This is a genomic window from Bacillus cereus group sp. RP43 (assembly GCF_040459645.1).
GTDB lineage: Bacteria > Bacillota > Bacilli > Bacillales > Bacillaceae_G > Bacillus_A > Bacillus_A mycoides_C.
In genome coordinates, this window is the sequence record NZ_JARVHQ010000001.1 from 373,451 (window position 1) to 392,641 (window position 19,191).

A 19,191-nucleotide genomic window follows, 5' to 3' on the forward strand; every position below is an offset into this window, starting at 1 on the left:
AGAATTTATTATGTCAACAATTATTGATGTTTATGCTCGCGAAGTCCTTGACTCTCGTGGTAACCCAACTGTAGAAGTAGAAGTTTACACAGAAAGCGGCGCATTCGGACGCGCTATCGTACCAAGTGGTGCATCTACTGGTGAGCACGAAGCAGTAGAATTACGTGACGGTGACAAATCTCGTTACCTTGGTAAAGGTGTTATGAACGCAGTAAACAACGTTAACGAAGCAATCGCTCCAGAAATCGTTGGTTTCGACGTAACTGACCAAGCTGGTATCGACCGTGCTATGATCGAATTAGATGGCACTCCAAACAAAGGTAAACTAGGTGCTAACGCTATCCTTGGTGTATCTATGGCAGTAGCTCACGCAGCAGCTGACTTCGTAGGTCTTCCATTATACCGTTACCTTGGTGGATTCAATGCAAAACAATTACCAACTCCAATGATGAACATCATCAACGGTGGTTCTCACGCTGATAACAACGTTGACTTCCAAGAGTTCATGATCTTACCAGTTGGTGCTCCAACATTCAAAGAATCAATCCGTATGGGTGCTGAAGTATTCCATGCACTAAAAGCTGTATTACATGACAAAGGTCTTAACACTGCAGTAGGTGACGAAGGTGGATTCGCTCCAAACCTTGGTTCTAACCGTGAAGCATTAGAAGTAATCATCGAAGCTATCGAAAAAGCTGGTTACAAAGCTGGCGAGAACGTATTCTTAGGAATGGACGTTGCTTCTTCTGAGTTCTACAACAAAGAAACTGGTAAATATGACCTTGCAGGCGAAGGCCGTACTGGCTTAACTTCTGCAGAAATGGTTGATTTCTACGAAGAGCTTTGCAAAGACTTCCCAATCATCTCTATTGAAGATGGTTTAGATGAAAACGACTGGGATGGTCACAAATTATTAACTGAGCGTATTGGTGATAAAGTACAATTAGTTGGTGACGATTTATTCGTAACTAACACTCAAAAACTTGCTGAAGGTATCGAAAAAGGTATCTCTAACTCAATCTTAATTAAAGTTAACCAAATCGGTACTTTAACTGAGACTTTCGAAGCAATCGAAATGGCTAAACGTGCTGGTTACACAGCAGTTGTATCTCACCGTTCTGGTGAAACTGAAGATGCTACAATCGCTGACATCGCAGTTGCAACTAACGCTGGCCAAATCAAAACTGGTTCTATGAGCCGTACTGACCGTATTGCTAAGTACAACCAATTATTACGTATCGAAGACGAGCTAGGCGAAATCGCTGTTTACGCTGGTTTACAATCTTTCTACAATATCAAACGATAATTGTAGAAAATAACGACAGACCGTGAGAAATCACGGTCTGTTTTTTTATATTAAAATTGCTCACCTGTCATAAGTGACATGAAATGTTTAAAGAAGCGGTTATAATCAAAATCAATTGCTATTTGATGACTCGGCCAATCAATAAATGGTTGCGGCTCCACTAAAGAGCGAAATTCCCCGATGCTTGCTCCCTGTGCATAAGATTCTGTCATGACAACAATCGGTGACTTGTGATACGTGAACATAGAGTTATCAAATAAAGCGAGTATTGGTATTGTGTCATGGAAGGGGCTTCCCTTTAAATGCGGTAAGGCATCTTTATAATATCCGTAGTAATAATGATCGAATAACGGTTTGACAAGTGGAGCTTTTCCTTTTGCTTCAATGTATTCGGCCATTTCTGGTGTAATGATGGAATATTGAGTGACGTTTAATGGGTATATGTACATGTTAGCTGCGGATTGAAGTACTATATTAGCGGCAGTAGGGTCGCCATAAAAGTTTGCTTCTGAAATAGGAGTAACGTTACCGGGATGGAAAAAGGAACCGCCCATTACGTAGTAAGATTTAATTTGCTTCATTAACTGTTTGCATACAATGAATAAAATTGCTAGAGAGGTAAGTCTTCCTAAACTTACAATGATTAATTCATCTTTATACTGTTCAATAAGAGGAATAACTTCGAAAAAATTCTCCAATTCTCCGTTAGTCACATTTCCCTTTGGAATAATTGGCCCGAGCCCCTGTTTCCCGTGTACTTCCGTAAAAAAAGCTGGAGGGGCGCCAGTAAGTGGACGCTCTGAACCACCGAATATCTTGATATTTCTATTCTTTGTTTCATGCTTAAAGAAATGAGCATTTTGTACGGCCATTTCTTTTGGAACATTGCCGTAATCCGCAACAATGCCGACGATTTCTACTTCATCGATAAAGAATGCTAAAAGGAGGGCCAGCGTATCATCAATCCCAGGATCACAAAAAATGAGAACTTTTTTGGGCATATGTTCACCACCTATCTTATTTATATATATGTAGGCTTAAGGATAGGAAGAATAAGAAGATTATTTTCTTACAATAACAACCTTGTAAATTCAGAAAATATAAACTTCTCACATTAGGTCAAGGTTTTTGACGTAATTTCAGTTTGAAAACGCAGTCATATCAAGGGTGTAAGCGCATAACAGGAGTGATTTTTGCTGTCAAGTTGATAAATTGCAGCTTTTTACAATTTATACTATGATAAAGATATTAACAGAAGATCGTATAAACATGAGGGATGATGAACATGAAACTTACAAAGATTCTTGTCCAAATTTCTGCTCTTTATGTATTTTATATGGTTGGAAATTGGGTACAAGAAATGTTGAATATTCCGATTCCAGGAAGTTTGATTGGGATGTTCCTCCTACTTGTTTTACTTAGCCTAAAAGTACTTCCAGTAAAATGGTTTGATTTAGGAGCAGAAACACTCGTTGCTATTATGCCGTTTTTATTAATTCCGCCAACGCTTGGCTTAATGAATTACGGTGCTTTTTTTATGAGTAAAGGAATTTCTCTTTTCATTACAGTTGTAGCGAGTACGTTTTTAATTATTATTGTCGCAGGGCATACAGGACAATATCTTGCGAATAGAAAGGAAAAAGAGACACAATGAGCCAAATATTAATCGGAATCGGTTGGGTTCTTTTTACGGTGCTATTATATCAATTATCTAAAAAAATCTACAAATTATTTCCAACACCATTTACCATTCCAATGCTTGTTGCAACAGGATTAATGGCTTTCTTATTTATAATGCTTGATATACCATATCAAAATTATATGGAGAGTGGTGGTGGCTGGATTGCGAAGCTACTCGGACCAGGTGTTGTAGCATTTGCAATCCCGCTTTATAAACAACGTCATGTTCTGCAAAAATATGTTGTACCAATTGCTGGTGGTGTATTAGTAGGTACAACAGTTGCTATTGCAAGTGATTTGGCTATTGCCACACTTATGGGAACAGATAAAAGCTTAATTTTATCTTCTTTACCAAAATCAGTGACAATGCCAGTTGCGATGAGTGTATCTGAACAAGTTGGTGGTGTCCCGTCCTTAACAGCGGCCTTCGTCGTTATCGCAGGTATTACTGGAACGATTTCAGGACCAATTTTGTTAAAATGGAGCCGCGTTACAAACTCAGTTGGTAAAGGCATTGGCTTTGGATGTGCGTCTCATATTATGGGTGTTATGAGAGCGATGAAAAATAATGAGCATGAAGGTGTTATTGGATCGGTAACAATGACATTAACAGCAATTTTGACATGTTTGCTCGGACCGTTATTCGCAATGATGTTCATGTAATAGAAGAAAAGCGAGAGCGATTCTGTAGCTCTCGCTTTTCTATAGGATTTATGCTACATTTAAAATAACTGAATCTTTGTAGGAGGTACGCCAAGTGCATACGTTATTATCAGTTTTACTTATTATTGTATCGATTTTAATGATTGTTATGGTACTTATGCAGTCTAGTAATAGCTCAGGCCTTTCAGGTGCAATTTCAGGCGGTGCAGAGCAATTATTTGGTAAGCAAAAAGCACGTGGAATTGAAGCGGTATTAAACCGTGTTACAGTTGTTTTAGCTGTGTTGTTCTTTGTACTAACAATTGCTGTTACGTACCTAAACTTATAAAATTAAAAGAAGAAGCGTTAGCGGATTATGCTAAAGGTTCTTCTTTTTTTTATTTGCTATTCGAAAAAAGTTTCTAATTAGATTATAGAATTATAAATATGGTACACTAAGAATAGAAAGAATACGACTAGATTACAGAAGAGAAAGAGGAGAAGTACATGATGAAATTAGCATCTCCAAAACCATTTACATTTGAAGGTGGAGACCGCGCTGTTTTATTATTACATGGATTCACAGGGAACTCAGCTGATGTACGCATGCTAGGGCGTTTCTTAGAGAAGAAAGGCTATACTTGTCATGCGCCAATTTATAAAGGACACGGCGTACCACCAGAAGAGCTTGTTCATACAGGTCCTGAAGACTGGTGGAAAGATGTAATGAATGCCTATCAGCATTTAAAAGATCAAGGTTACGAGAAAATAGCTGCGGTTGGATTATCATTAGGCGGAGTATTCTCATTAAAACTTGCTTATACATTACCGATTTTAGGTGTTGTACCAATGTGTGCACCGATGTACATTAAAAGTGAAGAAATTATGTACCAAGGTATATTGGCATATGCCCGCGAATATAAAAAGCGTGAGCAAAAATCACCAGAACGAATTGAGCAGGAAATGTTTGAATTTAAACAGACACCGATGAATACATTAAAAGCATTACAAGAGTTGATTCGTGACGTACGCAATAATGTTGATATGATTTATGCTCCAACATTCGTTGTACAAGCACGCCATGATGAGATGATTAATACAGACAGTGCTAACATTATTTATAACGGTGTAGAATCTACGTTAAAAGACATTAAATGGTATGAAGACTCTACGCATGTCATTACACTTGATAAAGAACGTGATGTGCTACATGAGGATGTATATAACTTCTTGGAGCAACTAGATTGGTAAGGTCTAGTTGCCTCTTTTTTTCATAAGGGAATTTTTATCCCGCTATTTGTGGGCTAATAATCAGTGGGGACGGACAAAAAACCACTGGTTAAAGTTTCACTTTATGAAAGCTGTAAAAAATCATTGGGAGATGATTAAAGTTTCGCTTTATACATCCCCCATCTTTCGGATACACTAAATAATATAAGGGTTTAAAGGAGGTATTTCTACTTGGAAGAAATCATACAAGAACATATTGATAAGTTGTTATTATTTATGAGAGAAGAAGCGTATAAACCGTTAACGATACAAGAATTAGAAGCTGCATTTGGAATCGAAGGCTCTGAGGGCTTTAAAGATTTCGTAAAGGCACTTGTAATGATGGAAGAGAAGGGGCTTGTTATCCGCACACGTAGTAATCGCTACGGTCTTCCAGAAAAAATGAACTTAGTACGTGGTAAATTAATTGGGCACGCACGTGGTTTTGCGTTCGTTGTTCCAGAAGAGAAGAAAACGGGAGATGATGATCTTTTCATCCCGCCTACAGAATTAAATGGTGCACTTCATGGTGATACAGTATTAGCACGTGTTAGCGCGCAATCAAGTGGATCACGCCAAGAAGGCGCGATTGTTCGTATTTTAGAGCGTGGAACGAAGGAACTAGTTGGTACATATACAGAATCGAAAAACTTTGGGTTTGTTGTACCTGATAATAAGCGCTGGACAAGTGACATTTTCATCTTGAAAAGCGCATCAATGGGTGCTGTAGAAGGTCATAAAGTCGTTGTGAAAATTACGAGCTACCCAGAGAACCGTTTAAGCGCAGAAGGTGAAGTTATTCAAATTTTAGGTCATAAAAATGACCCAGGGGTAGATATTTTATCTGTCATTCATAAACATCATTTACCATTAGCCTTCCCTGAAGAAGTTATGGAGCATGCAAACAGTGTACCAGAAACGATTTCAGAAGAAGATATAAAAGATCGCCGTGATTTACGTGATCAAATGATTGTAACGATTGATGGTGCAGATGCAAAAGACTTAGATGACGCTGTTACAGTAACGAAGCTTGAGAACGGTAACTATAAGCTTGGCGTTCATATTGCGGATGTAAGTCATTACGTTCAAGAAGGTTCTCCAATTGATGTTGAAGCAGCGGAGAGAGCAACGAGTGTATATCTTGTAGACCGTGTAATTCCGATGATTCCGCATCGTTTATCAAACGGTATTTGTTCATTAAATCCGAAAGTAGACCGTCTGACACTATCTTGTGAAATGGAAATCAACAATCTAGGTGATGTTGTAAAACACGAGATTTTCCAAAGTGTAATTAAAACGACAGAGCGTATGACGTATGCTGACGTAAGAAGCATTTTAGAAGATGAAGACGAAGCACTAATTGAACGTTACGAGCCGCTAGTACCAATGTTTAAAGAAATGGGGCAGTTAGCACAAATTTTACGTGAAAAACGTATGCGCCGCGGTGCGATTGACTTTGACTTTAAAGAAGCGAAAGTACTAGTAGATGAAGAAGGAAAACCGACTGATGTTGTCATGCGTGATCGTTCTGTATCAGAGAAGTTAATCGAAGAGTTTATGCTTGTTGCGAACGAAACAGTAGCTGAGCATTTCCACTGGATGAACGTACCGTTTATGTACCGTGTCCATGAAGATCCGAAAGAAGATAAGCTTGAGCGTTTCTTCGAGTTTGTAACAAACTTCGGATATGCAGTAAAAGGACGTGCGAATGAAATACATCCTCGTGCATTGCAGCAAATTCTTGAAATGGTTCAAGGTCAGCCGGAAGAAATAGTCATTTCAACAGTTATGCTTCGTTCTATGAAGCAAGCACGTTACGATTCGGACAGTTTAGGACATTTCGGTTTATCAACTGAGTTCTACACGCATTTCACATCGCCAATTCGTCGTTACCCAGATACGATTGTTCATAGATTGATTCGTGAATACATCATTAATGGTAAAGTAGACAACGAAACGCAAGCGAAATGGCGTGAAAACTTACCTGAGATTGCAGAGCACTCTTCTAATATGGAACGCCGTGCTGTTGAAGCTGAGCGTGAAACAGACGAACTGAAAAAAGCAGAATATATGCTTGATAAGATCGGTGAAGAGTATGACGGTATGATTAGCTCTGTAACAAACTTCGGTTTATTCGTAGAGCTTCCAAATACAATTGAAGGTCTTGTACATGTTAGCTATTTAACAGATGACTACTACCGTTATGACGAAAAACATTTTGCGATGATCGGAGAACGTACAGGTAACGTATTCCGCATCGGTGACGAAATTACAATTCGTGTTATTAACGTAAATAAAGACGAGCGCGCAATCGACTTTGAAATCGTCGGCATGAAAGGCACACCTCGTCGTAAGTTCAAAGATCGTCCAGTTGTGATTGAACAGCCAAGAACAGGCAGAAAGAAGCGCGGTGGACGTAGCGAACGTAGTAATGAGCGCGGTGGCGAACGCGGCACAGGAAGAAAGTTTGATCGTGGTGGACAAGGAAAAGGAAAAGCATCAGCATCTACATCTGCATCCGCTAGTCAGCCAGGTAAAAAAGATAGTAATAGTAATGGCAAGAAGAAAAAAGGCTTCTTTGAAAATGTACCAGGATTCAAGAAGAAAAAGAAAAAGCGTAAGTAAGAAAAGAATGGCTTCGCTTTGAAACAAGCGGGGTCTTTCGCTTTTTGTGATAATCCAGCTACAGTGGCTAGAATCTATTGGTCATTTCGCTCCCTCGGACGAAGCAAAAAGCGCTTCTCTGTTGGGGGCTCCACTGTCCAAAGATTCTGAGCGAGCCACTTTCGCTTTTTGTTTACATTTGTTACAATAGTAAAAATAGAGGAGGGACGTTATATGCCAAAAGGTACAGGTAAGGTTATTGCGCAAAATAAAAAAGCATTTCATGATTATTTTATCGAAGAAACATACGAAGCAGGGCTTGTCCTTCAAGGAACGGAAATTAAGTCGATTCGCGCTGGACGCGTGAACTTGAAAGATGCGTTTGCACGTATACATAATGGTGAAGTATGGGTTCATAATATGCATATTAATACGTACGAACAAGGGAATCGTTTCAACCATGATCCGCTTCGTACGAGAAAATTACTTCTTCATAAAAAAGAAATTGATAAACTGGCGGGAGCTGCAAAAGAAACAGGTTACGCATTAGTTCCACTTAGAATCTATTTGAAAAATGGATTTGCAAAGATGGCACTTGGTTTAGCAAAAGGTAAGAAACAATATGATAAACGTCACGATTTAAAAGAGAAAGAAGCGAAACGTGAAATTGCACGCGTGTTCCGTGATCGCCAAAAGATGTAATACAGATATTTACATTTGTAAAACGGCGCGCGTATGATATAATAACTTATGTAAGGTTGTTGCACATTGAAAAACAGCTCTTAGTAGCTATCACGATATTTCTTCGTATGCTCCATTTTTATCATGGGGACGTTACGGATTCGACAGGGATAGTTCGAGCTTAGGTTGCGAGTCGAGGGGATCGGCCTCGTTAAAACGTCAAAGCCTATAATTGGCAAACAAAACAATCTTTCTTTAGCTGCTTAATTGCACTAAAGGTTCCTCCCTCCATCGTCCATGTGGTAGGGTAAGGGACTCAAACTAAGTGGACTACGCCGGAGTTCGCCGTCTGAGGGCGAAGGAAGAGAACAATCAGACTAGCAACTTGGAAGCCTGTCGATAGGCCGAAGAGTTCGCGAAATGCTAATATATCGACTACACTCGTAGAAGCTTAAGTGCCGATATTTTTGGACGTGGGTTCGACTCCCACCGTCTCCACCAATACATATTTGGTGGTTTTTTATTTTATATGATATGAACCATAACTTTGCCAGATTGGCGGGGTTATGGTTCTTTTTGTTTGCGGCAAAGTTATGGTTCTAAAAATAGAATGTATCTAATTCTTCGGTTCTTTCAATTCCATTCTCAGTACACCTTGTGTGTGTTATCCCCTAACGATCACAATTTTATCTAAAATAAACAACAACAAAATCACTTCTACACAAGTATTTATAAGCAGAAAAATAGAAAGAATACCGTTTTTTTGTTTTGTGTTTTTATAAAATGTTTAAGTTGATGGGGGTGGGGTGGTACCCCTGAAACAGAAAATGAAGAAATAGTTATTGATGATAAGCGGGTAGATACTATAGCTGCCCCTTAATGATTAAATAATATTTATTTAAATCTTCATATATTTTGTGTTTTCATCCATATCTATTGTAAGATTATATAGAGTTCTCCTAATAAGCTGTTTTAATGGTTTTTTTAGGAATTTAATATTTATAAATCTTAAATTATTTTTTTGAGATAATTTTTTTATCTAACTAAGTTATATTGAAGTAGAGGTGAACCATCGGTGAAGCAGGTGTTAGTAATTAAGAATGAACGGTCTTTTGCAAAGAAAATCGTAAGCGGTCTAACGCAAGAAGGCTATTTCATTTTAAAACTTCACAATGAAAACCAAGGTTTAAATATAATATATGAACAAGATTGGGATATTATCGTATTGGATTGGGATTCATTAAGTATATCTGGACCAGAAATTTGTAGACAAATACGATTAGTTAAAACGACACCGATAATTATTGTGACCGACAATATTTCTAGCAAGGATTGCGTAGCAGGGTTACAAGCAGGAGCAGATGATTATATAAGAAAACCATTTGCGAAAGAAGAATTAGTAGCAAGGGTTAAAGCTATTTTAAGAAGAAGTGACTGTAACCAGCAAAATGAGACAAACTTTTTTCAGTTTAAAGATCTCTTTGTTGATGCATCTAGCGATATTGTGAAAAAAGGTGGCGAAAATCTCTCGCTTACTAAGCGCGAGTATGATTTACTTGTATTTTTAATCAAGAATAAAAATACAATATTGAGCCGTGAAATGCTTTTGAATCAGGTTTGGGGATATAACGTAGTAGTAAATCCAAATGTAGTGGACTTATATATTGGGTATGTAAGAAAAAAGTTAAAGTGCGAGAAGAAAGACAGATATATTCAAACGATACATGGCAGGGGCTATTCAATGATTGAATGATAAAAATAAGAATAGGTAAAGTACAGTTTGTCATAATAATCACTATCTAGCATAATAGAAAAAAACGAGTAAAACTGTTTCATTCAGTTTCACTCGTTTTTTCTATTAAATATGATAATCAAATAGTTTCTGAGAAATATTAAAAGAGGGAAACTATAAAAAGAATATTTCTATCAGGCAATGGATTATGAAAATATTAGCTATTAATGGGCGTGTTTTGTAGTAGGAATTATGGTTTATCCCGCTATTTGCCGGGCAGTAAGACCCCCCACCTCAAAATTCAGAGGAAGTAAAGAAGTTAGGTGGGGATTGGGCTGCCCGTAAAAACTCGATTGGTGAGGGCTAATAATCAGTGGGGGATGAACAAAACTCCCACTGATTAAAGTTTCACTTTATGCTTAATTCTATTAACTCACACCATTCACAAGATTTTCACAGAATTAATGACTATACTAATTAACAGGATGTTCAAATGAAAATGATTATCAATAGCGATTTAGGTGCATAAAAGTTACTATCTAATTTAATCTATGGACTTTATCATTTTCGAACTAAATTACATTATAAGGAGTATACGTATGAAAAAATCTATGCTTTTAAAATTAGTGAGTATTCTAGCAATCTTCACTTTAATGTTAGTAGCTTGCTCAGATTCAAGTAAAGAAACTTCAAAGGCTAATAAAGGTAATAGTAGTGATAAGCCAAAGACGATTGAAATCACTGATGCTCATGGAACTGTTAAAGTCCCTGTAAACCCAAAGAATGTAGTTGCTTTGGATAATAGAACTTTTGAAACTTTATCTGATTGGGGAATTAAATTAGCGGCTGCTCCAAAGGATATCATGCCTGCAGATTCAGCATATAAAAAGGATGAAAAAGTTCAAAATATTGGAAATCACCGCGAACCAAATCTTGAAATTATAGCAGCTGCAAACCCTGAACTTGTAATCGTTGGTCAAAGATTTGCTGATCATTACGAAGAGATCAAAAAATTAGTGCCAAATGCAGCTGTTATTGATCTTAATTTTGATGTTTCTGAGAAATCTACTACGCCTGGAAAAAATTTAGTAGATGGACTTAAAAATTCTACAATTACTCTAGGAAAAATCTTTGATAAAGATAAAGAAGCTAAACAATTAGTAGCTGATTTTGATAAATCTATTGAAAAAGCAAAATCTGCTTATAACGGAAAAGATAAAGTTATGAGTGTTATCGTTACTGGTGGGAATATTGGTTTTGCTGCTCCACATTCTGGTCGTGTTTGGGGACCAATGTATGAAATTTTCGGTTGGGTGCCAGCATTAGAAGTTTCCAATTCTACTGCAGGTCATAAAGGTGACGACGTTTCTGTTGAAGCTATTGCACAAACAAATCCTGATTGGCTTTTCGTATTAGATCGTGATGCTGCAACATCTGATGCAGCTACTTCAACACCTGCTAAGGATGTTATTTCTAAATCACCAGCTCTTCAAAACACAACTGCTGTTTCTAAAAAACAAGTTGTTTATGCACCAGAAGATACTTACACAAATGAATCAATTCAAACTTATATAGAGTTATTTGGTAATATCGCAAAAACTTTAGCTAAGTAGTGTAAAGGAGTACGAAACAGTGTCAAAAAATATAATTTCTAGGGTTGAGAATACTTCTCAACCCCAGTTTTATAATCACAATAAAATATGGACAAAACCTTTTATAATAGCGATTATAGTTGTTATAATTTTAGGGATTATATCACTGTTTACTGGAGTTTATGATATACGCGGACAAGAGGACGGAATGGAGATGTTTTTCATAACTCGTGTTCCGAGAACAGTTGCATTAATGCTTACTGGAGCTGCAATGGCGATGGCAGGGCTCGTAATGCAACTCATTACACAGAATCGCTTTGTTGAACCTACTACTACGGGGACTATTGAATGGTCAGGCTTAGGCCTGCTTTTTGTATATTTATTATTCCCTGCCCCAACTTTAGTGCAAAGAATGACTGGTGCAATCATTTTTTCTTTTATAGGAACTATGATTTTCTTTCTATTTTTAAGAAGAGTTAAACTTCGTTCTTCTTTAATTGTCCCGATTATTGGATTGATGCTTGGAGCAGTTATTTCTGCAGTGTCTACTTTTATGGGGCTCCTTTTTCAAATGACACAAAGTATTGAAACTTGGTTTGTAGGTTCATTTGCTAACATTCAGGTGGGAAGATATGAATATTTATGGCTGATTGTTATCATTACTTTGCTTATTTTTATGTATGCTAATAGATTGACTTTAGCTGGACTAGGAGAAGATGTCGCAACAAGCCTTGGAGTTAATTACAATAGAATTGTTCTTTTTGGGACTGGTCTTATCTCTGTTGCAGTTGGAATTGTTGCAGCTGTTATTGGAAACTTACCTTTCTTAGGATTAATTGTGCCAAACATTGTTTCCATGTTTAGGGGTGATGATCTAAGAAGTAATTTACCTTGGGTATGTGTGATCGGAATGGGGACAATAACTGCCTGTGACATCATTTCTCGAACAATTATAAAGCCTTTTGAAGTACCAGTTTCTTTAATACTTGCAACAGTGGGAGCAGTCGTGTTTATTACTATTTTATTGAGACAAAGAAAACCAAGGAGGCTACGATGATCACATTAGAATATAGAAATAAAGAAAATGTCGAAATCGATTCTAGCCTTCATAATGAAAGTAGATCAGCTAGCGCTTTTCGTTCTAAGAAGGAAGCAAGACGTTATTGGATTTTACTGATAACATTGATTGGTTTAGGTCTCCTTTCTTCATATGGACTTTTAGTTTATAACAATCCAGTTCCGATAGATTCACCTTCTTTTATCCCAGTTGTTAAGAGAAGGATAGTAGCTATTGTTGCAATGATTATTGCTGCAGTTTGCCATAGCTTGTCGACAGTTGCTTTCCAATCTATTACGAATAATAAAATTATTACTCCTTCACTTTTAGGTTTCGAATCACTTTATTCAGCAATTCAAACGAGTACAATATTCTTCTTTGGTGCTAGTGCATTAATAAATTTTAATGGAATTGGATCATTTTTATTTCAAGTCGTTGTTATGGTCTTCATGAGTTTGATACTTTATGGATGGTTACTTTCCGGTAAATACGGGAATTTACAACTTATGCTTTTAGTTGGAATTATTATGGGTACCGGGCTAAATTCTGTGTCAACTTTCATGAGAAAACTACTTGCGCCTTCAGAATTTGATATTTTACAAGCAAGATTATTTGGTTCTGTTAATCATGCAGATCCTGCATATTTTCCTATTGTAATTCCTATGGTCATAATTGTAGCAGTATTAATTTTTGCTCATTCTAAGAATTTGAATGTTTTGTCACTAGGAAAGGATGTTGCTACTTCTTTTGGTGTTAAATATCAACCTAGTGTAATTTATACACTTGTATTAGTAGCTATTTTAATGTCCATCTCAACAGCTCTAATTGGGCCACTTACTTTCTACGGCTTTTTAGTAGCAACTTTGAGTTATCAGGCGGCGTCAACTTATGATCATAGATATATTTTTCCAATGGCTTTTGCTATAGGATTTTTGATAATGACGAGTGCATACTTTTTAATGTATCATGTATTCCATGCTCAAGGTGTGGTTTCAGTTATTATTGAATTATTTGGTGGAATCATATTCTTAACTATAGTTTTAAGGAAGAGGGCTTTATGATAAAAATTGATAACGTTAAAAAGTTCTATACTGATAAGGTAAAAATAGGACCTTTGGATATTGAAATACCAAAAGCAGGCTTTACTTCTTTAATTGGACCAAATGGCGCTGGAAAGTCAACGACACTTTTGATGATTGGAAGACTCTTAGATATGGATGAAGGTCACATTCAAGTAGCAAATATGGATGTTTCTGAATCCAAATCAAAAGACTTAGCAAAAGTTTTGACTATATTACGACAAGAAAATCATTTTGTAACTAGGCTTACTGTTAGACAACTAGTTGGATTTGGGCGCTTTCCTTATTCAAAGGGAAGATTAACGAAAGAGGATGAAGCTATTATTTCTAAATATATCGATTTCTTGGATTTAACTAATTTAGAGAATAGGTATTTAGATGAGCTTTCTGGTGGTCAAAGACAAAGGGCATATGTAGCAATGGTATTGTGCCAAGAGACTGAATATGTACTTTTGGACGAGCCTCTGAACAACCTTGATGTCGCTCGTTCTGTTCAAATGATGGAACATTTGAGACGTGCGGCTAATGAATTTGGAAGAACAATTTTGACTGTCATGCATGACATAAATTTTGCAGCTAAATACTCTGACAAAATTTGTGCTATGAAAGATGGACAAATTGCTGCTTTTGGAACAGTAGAAGAGGTTATGGACCCAACAATTTTGACTGATATTTTTGAAACAAAAATAGAAATTATCAATGGTCCTTATGGGCCAATCGCTGTTTATTAGTTACAAAATGTAAAAAATGAGTATGCTAAAAAGCTAATAGAAAATCAAATTATATATTGTAGCTTGCATAAATCATGCTAGCTATTCTAGTTGAAGTTGCTGTCTGTATTTTATAGGCAGCAGCTTTTTTTATGCGATTGCCCATGATAACTCGTAATTTTTCTGGCTGTTGATAACAGCCCTACAGGTATTTCATTACTTCCAGTCCTGCGAGGCTTTGAACGATCGGATGGTGACTGTAGGGGAGTCTTTATCTTCTAGCTTGGTTATCACTCACAAGCTAATACAATTGTGTTAGATAAAGTAGGTTTCGTCCGTTCTCATATAAGAAGTTGTGATGTAACTGATTGTAATGATTTAATAATGTTCAGAATATAAGGTTGTATTTATAAAAAATACGACTCGAAAGGCTTCGTTTGAGAGCCCTTTTTATATTTATAAAGGTATGTTAATTTATGTGAAGAAGTATTTCTTTGAGAAATAGCTACTGAAATTTTTTGCTTTCGAAATAAACTTCCTGCAAAATTATGGGTATTGTTATGGAAATTTATGAGTAAAGTCACATTGTATATAATAAGAAGCATAAGATGGCCGTTTTGGCATCTTATGCTCCCAATATAAAAGTGGCCTTTTAATCAAACGTTTTTAAAAACTAAATTGTGGTTTAACATCACCTTTATAAGGTTCATGCTCAACGAATATAGTTATGTCCTTACCAGCTTGGTCTTTACCTGTTCTTTTATACGTAAATTTATTATTATTCAGTTCGGTAAGTTCAAGAGCGGCACCATATTTATTATTACCAATTGAAACATGAGCTCTTATTTTATTTTCGTGTAAAACATCGAAGTAGCCATAGTCACCGCGGCTTTGACCTGTTTCACCATTGAAGAACTCATATTTATTAGACTTGTCATCAAATTTTGCCAGACTTATAAAATTCGAATTAAACTGTGTTACATCATTACCAGCTTCATCTAATACTTTTGTTCCATGCCAAAGGGTGCCGCCTAAAATTTTATCTCCATCAACGTTTTTAACAATATCTCCTGTAGTAGTGTTTAGCTGCTTGTCCGGATCAGTGAAAGAAAGTTCTTTTTCTTTATATGGAACATGTTCAACGAAAACTTCTACATCTTTACCGTTAGCGTCTTTTCCCATTCTTTTATAAGTAAATACATTTTTATTTAGCTTTGTCATGTCAACAACAGCTTGATACTTCATTGATTCTGAAATTAATATTCTTTTCTTCCCATCATTTGTGACAAAGAAAGTTCCTTTATCGCCACGACTTGCACCTGTCTTAGCATCAAAGAATTCATATCTGCCGGACTTCGCATCATATTTTGCAAGGCCAATGAAGTTTGCATTCTCTTTTGTTAAGTCATTCTTATCTTTGTCATACACTCTTGTACCTTGCCAATTTGTCTCGCTAAGAATGTTAGCCATTTTTTGGCCTTTAGTTAACTTGTTTTCCTTTTTCGTCTCTTTAGCGGCTTGTTCTTGTTTTTGTTTACTATGATTTTCTTCGGCTTTAGTACCAGCGCACCCTGTTAATGCTAATGTGAATCCTAGCAGTATGGATGATAGTGCTTTTGTTTTTTTGTTCATTTTATCGTCTCCTTATTTTATGATTTCAAGTAATACGGTTTGCGATTATAGTAGCAGTTCGTCATATATGAAAAGACTCAAATTGAATAGATGAACTTAGTTGCTACGTTTATTATGTTAATCCCCGAGTATAAACTCCCTCTAAATAAACCATTAAAAAAAGATAAACTAATTCCTAAAAAATTTTCATATTTATAAAAAATGAACGCTACCTTGCTGTATTGTTCTTTCAAATACTTGGTTCCAGTAGAATAACAATCATGATGCCTATGAGTAATCAAAAAATACATTGTAAGGAAGAAGGAAAGTCGTTAACAATAATGTAATTCCTAATAGAGTTAATCGATTGTATTGCGAAAATTTCGAACTATGCTGTAGGGGAAATGAAAATCTTATAAAATTTGACTCCTATAGGAAGGGGATGTCCATGTTTGATTCAACAGATTTTAAAATTATACAGTTACTACAAGAAAACGCTAGAATGAACTGGAAGGAAATTGGAGAGATAGTACATTTGACTGGCCAGGCTGTTAGGAAACGAATTAATAAATTAGAAGAGGCAGGTGTCATTCAAAAATATACGATAGATATCGACAGGGCTAAGCTGGAAGGGTCTATTATGACGTTTGTTACGTTATTTTTGCACGCACCACATTATCATAATCAAATTCAAAGTTTTTTCGAAAAAACAGACGTAATTACTGAAATGTATCGTATAAGTGGCGATGGGTGTTATATCATGACTCTTCACACATCTTCGCATCAGCAATTAGAAGAGACGCTTGCAGATGTTTTACATTATGGTGATTATCGTATAAACACTGTCATTAAGACAATCGAAAAAAAGAAAGAATAAGATATTTATTCTTTCTTTTTTCATATGGAACTGTAATTCTTTATTTGTTTTTGTTTGAAAAACAGCTTGCTGACATGACTTTTGCGTAAATATCACCAAACTCTAATGCGCTCATGAACGATTGATGAGCCTGTACTGCTGGAATTGGGCTTCCTTGGAATTCTAAATCTCTTGTTGTACAAGCATCTTCAATTACAACACATTGAAATCCTAAATCACTGGCAGCGCGTACTGTTGCGTCAATACATACATGAGTCATCATACCGCAAATTACTAGTTGGTCTATTTTCTCTTCTTTTAATATTTGTAATAAATTTGTTCTTAAAAAACTGTTAGGATGATGTTTTTGTATGATTCTTTCAGTAGCAATTGGTTGTACGTCATCATGAATTTGAGCCCCTACTGTCTCCGGTAAGAAGAAAGTAGCCCCTTCATTGTTCGCAATATGTTGTACGTGAATAACTGTTTTATGTTTTTCGCGAAACACTTTCAATACTTCCTTCGCTTTTTGTACGGCTTTTTCAGGCTGATGTAATTCCATATTGCCGCCTTCAAAGTAATCATTTTGTATGTCGACTAATAGCAACGCTTCGTTCATAGTAAATCCCCCCACACTTATTTATCCCGCATTAACGGGCAGTAAGACCACCACTTCAAAATTCAGCGAAAGCAAAGAAGTTAGGTGGGGGATCAACTGCCCGTAAAAGCCCGATTGGTTCAACTAATAATCAGTGGATGAAGAAAACCCCCACTGATTAAAGTTTCACTTTATACAGCACGTTATTTGTACTGTACCGTTATTATATAAAGTGCAAGTATGTGGAAGTAATAACGTCATGAAACGATTTTGACGTATATAGTTTCATGGTGTAAAAAGTAAAAATTGGTATGGTAACAATAATCAAAAAGAGAAATATGAATATTATCTTTTTAATTCACTATTAAATCCATCTAATTCTTCTTTTTATAATTAAGTATATAAATACTTTACTCTTTCCAAAACTGTTCTAGCAGAATAACGATTATAGTACCTACGAGTAATCCATTACTTAAAACATATTGTAAGGAAGAAGGAATTCCGCTAAATGCACTTTCTGGAAGAAACATTATTCCCAAACTGATTAATAATGAAATTCCTAATATAGTTAATCGGCGTTGATTTAATTCTTCACGTAAAATGGATTGAAATGAAATGCCTATTACTTGGACAAATGTTGCTAAAAGTGCGGCATTAGCAATAGGACCTGGTAGCAAGGATATAAAGTTTACAATTGAAGGAATAAAAGAAATTCCTGCTAATATAAGACTTGCTATAAGGAACGACTTCACTTTTCTTTGTCCTGTTAGTTGAATAAATCCTGCTGATGCAGGTAATGGTACAATTCCAATTGTCGAGAACAACGACGAGATAATATGTGATATACCTCCAGCCCACACGCCGCGGTTCAGTGTTTGCTTTTCATTTTCTTTAGATAACGGAGCCACTTGTTTTACAGCCGAAATAGCAGCAATCGTATTTGCAACTAAAAGAAGTGTAAATAAAGTTGCAGTTAGAGTCATTCCAATATCGAATCTAGGTGTGCCCCAAGCAAATATCTGTGGTAATTTAACTAACGGTGTGTGTGAAGGCATATGAGATGATTTTCCTAATACAGCATACAAAAGCCAACCACATGAAATTCCAAGTAAAACAGCGTAATTTTTCATCCATCCTTTCCCTTTAATTGATAAGAAAGTAATAAGGACAAAAACAAAGAGCGCAATAGTAGCTGTTGTATAATCAGGATGAGTTACAGATCCTTGTAACCCCATCATTCCTTTTAGTAACACACCACTAAGCTGAAGTGCTAAGATTAAAAGAAAAGTCCCTGTAACTAAAGGGGTAAATAAACGTGAAATTCTATGCACAAGCCCTGTTATACCAAGTACGAAGAGTAATATACCTGCAATAATTAACCCGCCTTCTAAAAGTTGCAACACGTCTTTTGCACCTTGTCCCTGATGCATAGCTACTTGTCCCAGTATGACAAATATACTTACCCATGAACCGGCTGGACCATCCGCTATGGGATAGCGATGCCCAAACCATGCTTGTATAAATGAACTTACTCCCACGACTAAAAAAGTTCGCTGCATTAATGTTGAGATATCTTCTATTGATAAATGGAATATGCCACCAATAATAATAGGCAATGCAATTGCATTTGCTAATAGAAACACAAACCACTGTAGAATACTAAAGCTCGTATTAAAGTATTTTTTATTCATATTATTCTCCTTTGCCGAAAAAGAATCTCATAGTAAAAATCCATCCTTTCTATACAGTTAGATTAAAAAGGATGGATTTTGTA

Annotated in this window: 17 protein-coding genes and 1 other RNA gene; 14 read left to right on the forward strand and 4 right to left on the reverse strand. The window is 36.3% G+C overall.

Annotated elements, in window-relative coordinates:
- Positions 1-10: 10 nt before the first annotated feature.
- Positions 11-1,306 carry a phosphopyruvate hydratase gene (gene eno, locus QCI75_RS01825; protein ID WP_002112796.1) on the forward strand — a complete coding sequence of 432 codons (1,296 nt, stop codon included), beginning with the start codon at positions 11-13 and terminating at the stop codon, positions 1,304-1,306.
- Between the two features lie 50 nt (positions 1,307-1,356).
- On the opposite strand, the gene QCI75_RS01830 is transcribed toward eno, so the two are convergent.
- Positions 1,357-2,307 (reverse strand): nucleoside hydrolase, encoded by a 951-nt coding sequence (locus QCI75_RS01830; RefSeq protein ID WP_144506581.1) that lies wholly within the window; start codon positions 2,305-2,307, stop codon positions 1,357-1,359.
- A gap of 275 nt (positions 2,308-2,582) precedes the next feature.
- On the opposite strand from QCI75_RS01830, the gene QCI75_RS01835 reads away from it, so the two are divergent.
- From QCI75_RS01835 to QCI75_RS01890, 12 genes are all read left to right on the forward strand, one after another.
- A complete protein-coding gene (locus tag QCI75_RS01835; RefSeq protein WP_171903144.1) occupies positions 2,583-2,960 on the forward strand; it encodes a CidA/LrgA family holin-like protein in 378 nt (125 codons plus the stop codon).
- Positions 2,957-3,649 carry an LrgB family protein gene (locus tag QCI75_RS01840; protein ID WP_144506580.1) on the forward strand — a complete coding sequence of 231 codons (693 nt, stop codon included), beginning with the start codon at positions 2,957-2,959 and terminating at the stop codon, positions 3,647-3,649. Before QCI75_RS01835 ends, QCI75_RS01840 begins: the two co-directional genes overlap by 4 nt.
- A 94-nt stretch (positions 3,650-3,743) precedes the next feature.
- Positions 3,744-3,977 carry a preprotein translocase subunit SecG gene (secG, locus tag QCI75_RS01845; RefSeq protein ID WP_002112793.1) on the forward strand — a complete coding sequence of 78 codons (234 nt, stop codon included), beginning with the start codon at positions 3,744-3,746 and terminating at the stop codon, positions 3,975-3,977.
- A 161-nt stretch (positions 3,978-4,138) separates the two neighbouring features.
- Positions 4,139-4,879, forward strand: coding sequence for an alpha/beta hydrolase (locus QCI75_RS01850; protein WP_162836430.1), 741 nt, complete (start codon positions 4,139-4,141; stop codon positions 4,877-4,879).
- Positions 4,880-5,089: 210 nt separating this feature from the next.
- Positions 5,090-7,522: a ribonuclease R gene (rnr, locus tag QCI75_RS01855; RefSeq protein ID WP_144506579.1), complete on the forward strand. Its 2,433-nt coding sequence runs from the start codon at positions 5,090-5,092 to the stop codon at positions 7,520-7,522.
- 213 nt (positions 7,523-7,735) lie between these two features.
- Entirely contained in the window at positions 7,736-8,203 is a 468-nt protein-coding gene (gene smpB / locus QCI75_RS01860; protein WP_001123917.1) for an SsrA-binding protein, read from the forward strand.
- A 125-nt stretch (positions 8,204-8,328) separates the two neighbouring features.
- Positions 8,329-8,683, forward strand: a transfer-messenger RNA (tmRNA) gene (ssrA, locus tag QCI75_RS01865).
- Positions 8,684-9,257: 574 nt separating this feature from the next.
- Complete coding sequence (locus QCI75_RS01870; protein WP_144506578.1) at positions 9,258-9,935, forward strand: response regulator transcription factor; 678 nt, start codon at positions 9,258-9,260, stop codon at positions 9,933-9,935.
- A gap of 578 nt (positions 9,936-10,513) precedes the next feature.
- The gene (locus QCI75_RS01875) at positions 10,514-11,527 is read left to right on the forward strand and encodes a siderophore ABC transporter substrate-binding protein (protein ID WP_144506577.1); all 1,014 of its coding nucleotides are present in this window, start codon (positions 10,514-10,516) and stop codon (positions 11,525-11,527) included.
- Positions 11,528-11,546: 19 nt separating this feature from the next.
- A complete protein-coding gene (locus QCI75_RS01880; RefSeq protein WP_144506576.1) occupies positions 11,547-12,563 on the forward strand; it encodes an ABC transporter permease in 1,017 nt (338 codons plus the stop codon).
- Positions 12,560-13,624 (forward strand): iron chelate uptake ABC transporter family permease subunit, encoded by a 1,065-nt coding sequence (locus QCI75_RS01885; RefSeq protein WP_144506575.1) that lies wholly within the window; start codon positions 12,560-12,562, stop codon positions 13,622-13,624. The genes QCI75_RS01880 and QCI75_RS01885 overlap by 4 nt, the downstream gene beginning before the upstream one ends.
- Entirely contained in the window at positions 13,621-14,373 is a 753-nt protein-coding gene (locus QCI75_RS01890; protein WP_144506574.1) for an iron ABC transporter ATP-binding protein, read from the forward strand. The genes QCI75_RS01885 and QCI75_RS01890 overlap by 4 nt, the downstream gene beginning before the upstream one ends.
- A gap of 645 nt (positions 14,374-15,018) precedes the next feature.
- Here QCI75_RS01890 and QCI75_RS01895 read toward each other — a convergent pair.
- Positions 15,019-15,984 (reverse strand): DUF4822 domain-containing protein, encoded by a 966-nt coding sequence (locus QCI75_RS01895; RefSeq protein ID WP_144506573.1) that lies wholly within the window; start codon positions 15,982-15,984, stop codon positions 15,019-15,021.
- Positions 15,985-16,405: 421 nt separating this feature from the next.
- Between QCI75_RS01895 and QCI75_RS01900 the strand changes: the two genes are divergently transcribed.
- Positions 16,406-16,840 (forward strand): Lrp/AsnC family transcriptional regulator, encoded by a 435-nt coding sequence (locus tag QCI75_RS01900; RefSeq protein WP_144506572.1) that lies wholly within the window; start codon positions 16,406-16,408, stop codon positions 16,838-16,840.
- Positions 16,841-16,880: 40 nt separating this feature from the next.
- On the opposite strand, the gene QCI75_RS01905 is transcribed toward QCI75_RS01900, so the two are convergent.
- The gene (locus tag QCI75_RS01905; protein ID WP_144506571.1) at positions 16,881-17,438 is read right to left on the reverse strand and encodes a cysteine hydrolase family protein; all 558 of its coding nucleotides are present in this window, start codon (positions 17,436-17,438) and stop codon (positions 16,881-16,883) included.
- A 389-nt stretch (positions 17,439-17,827) separates the two neighbouring features.
- Positions 17,828-19,108, reverse strand: a complete 1,281-nt coding sequence (locus QCI75_RS01910) for a purine/pyrimidine permease (RefSeq protein WP_353759906.1) — start codon at positions 19,106-19,108, stop codon at positions 17,828-17,830.
- Positions 19,109-19,191 lie beyond the last annotated feature (83 nt).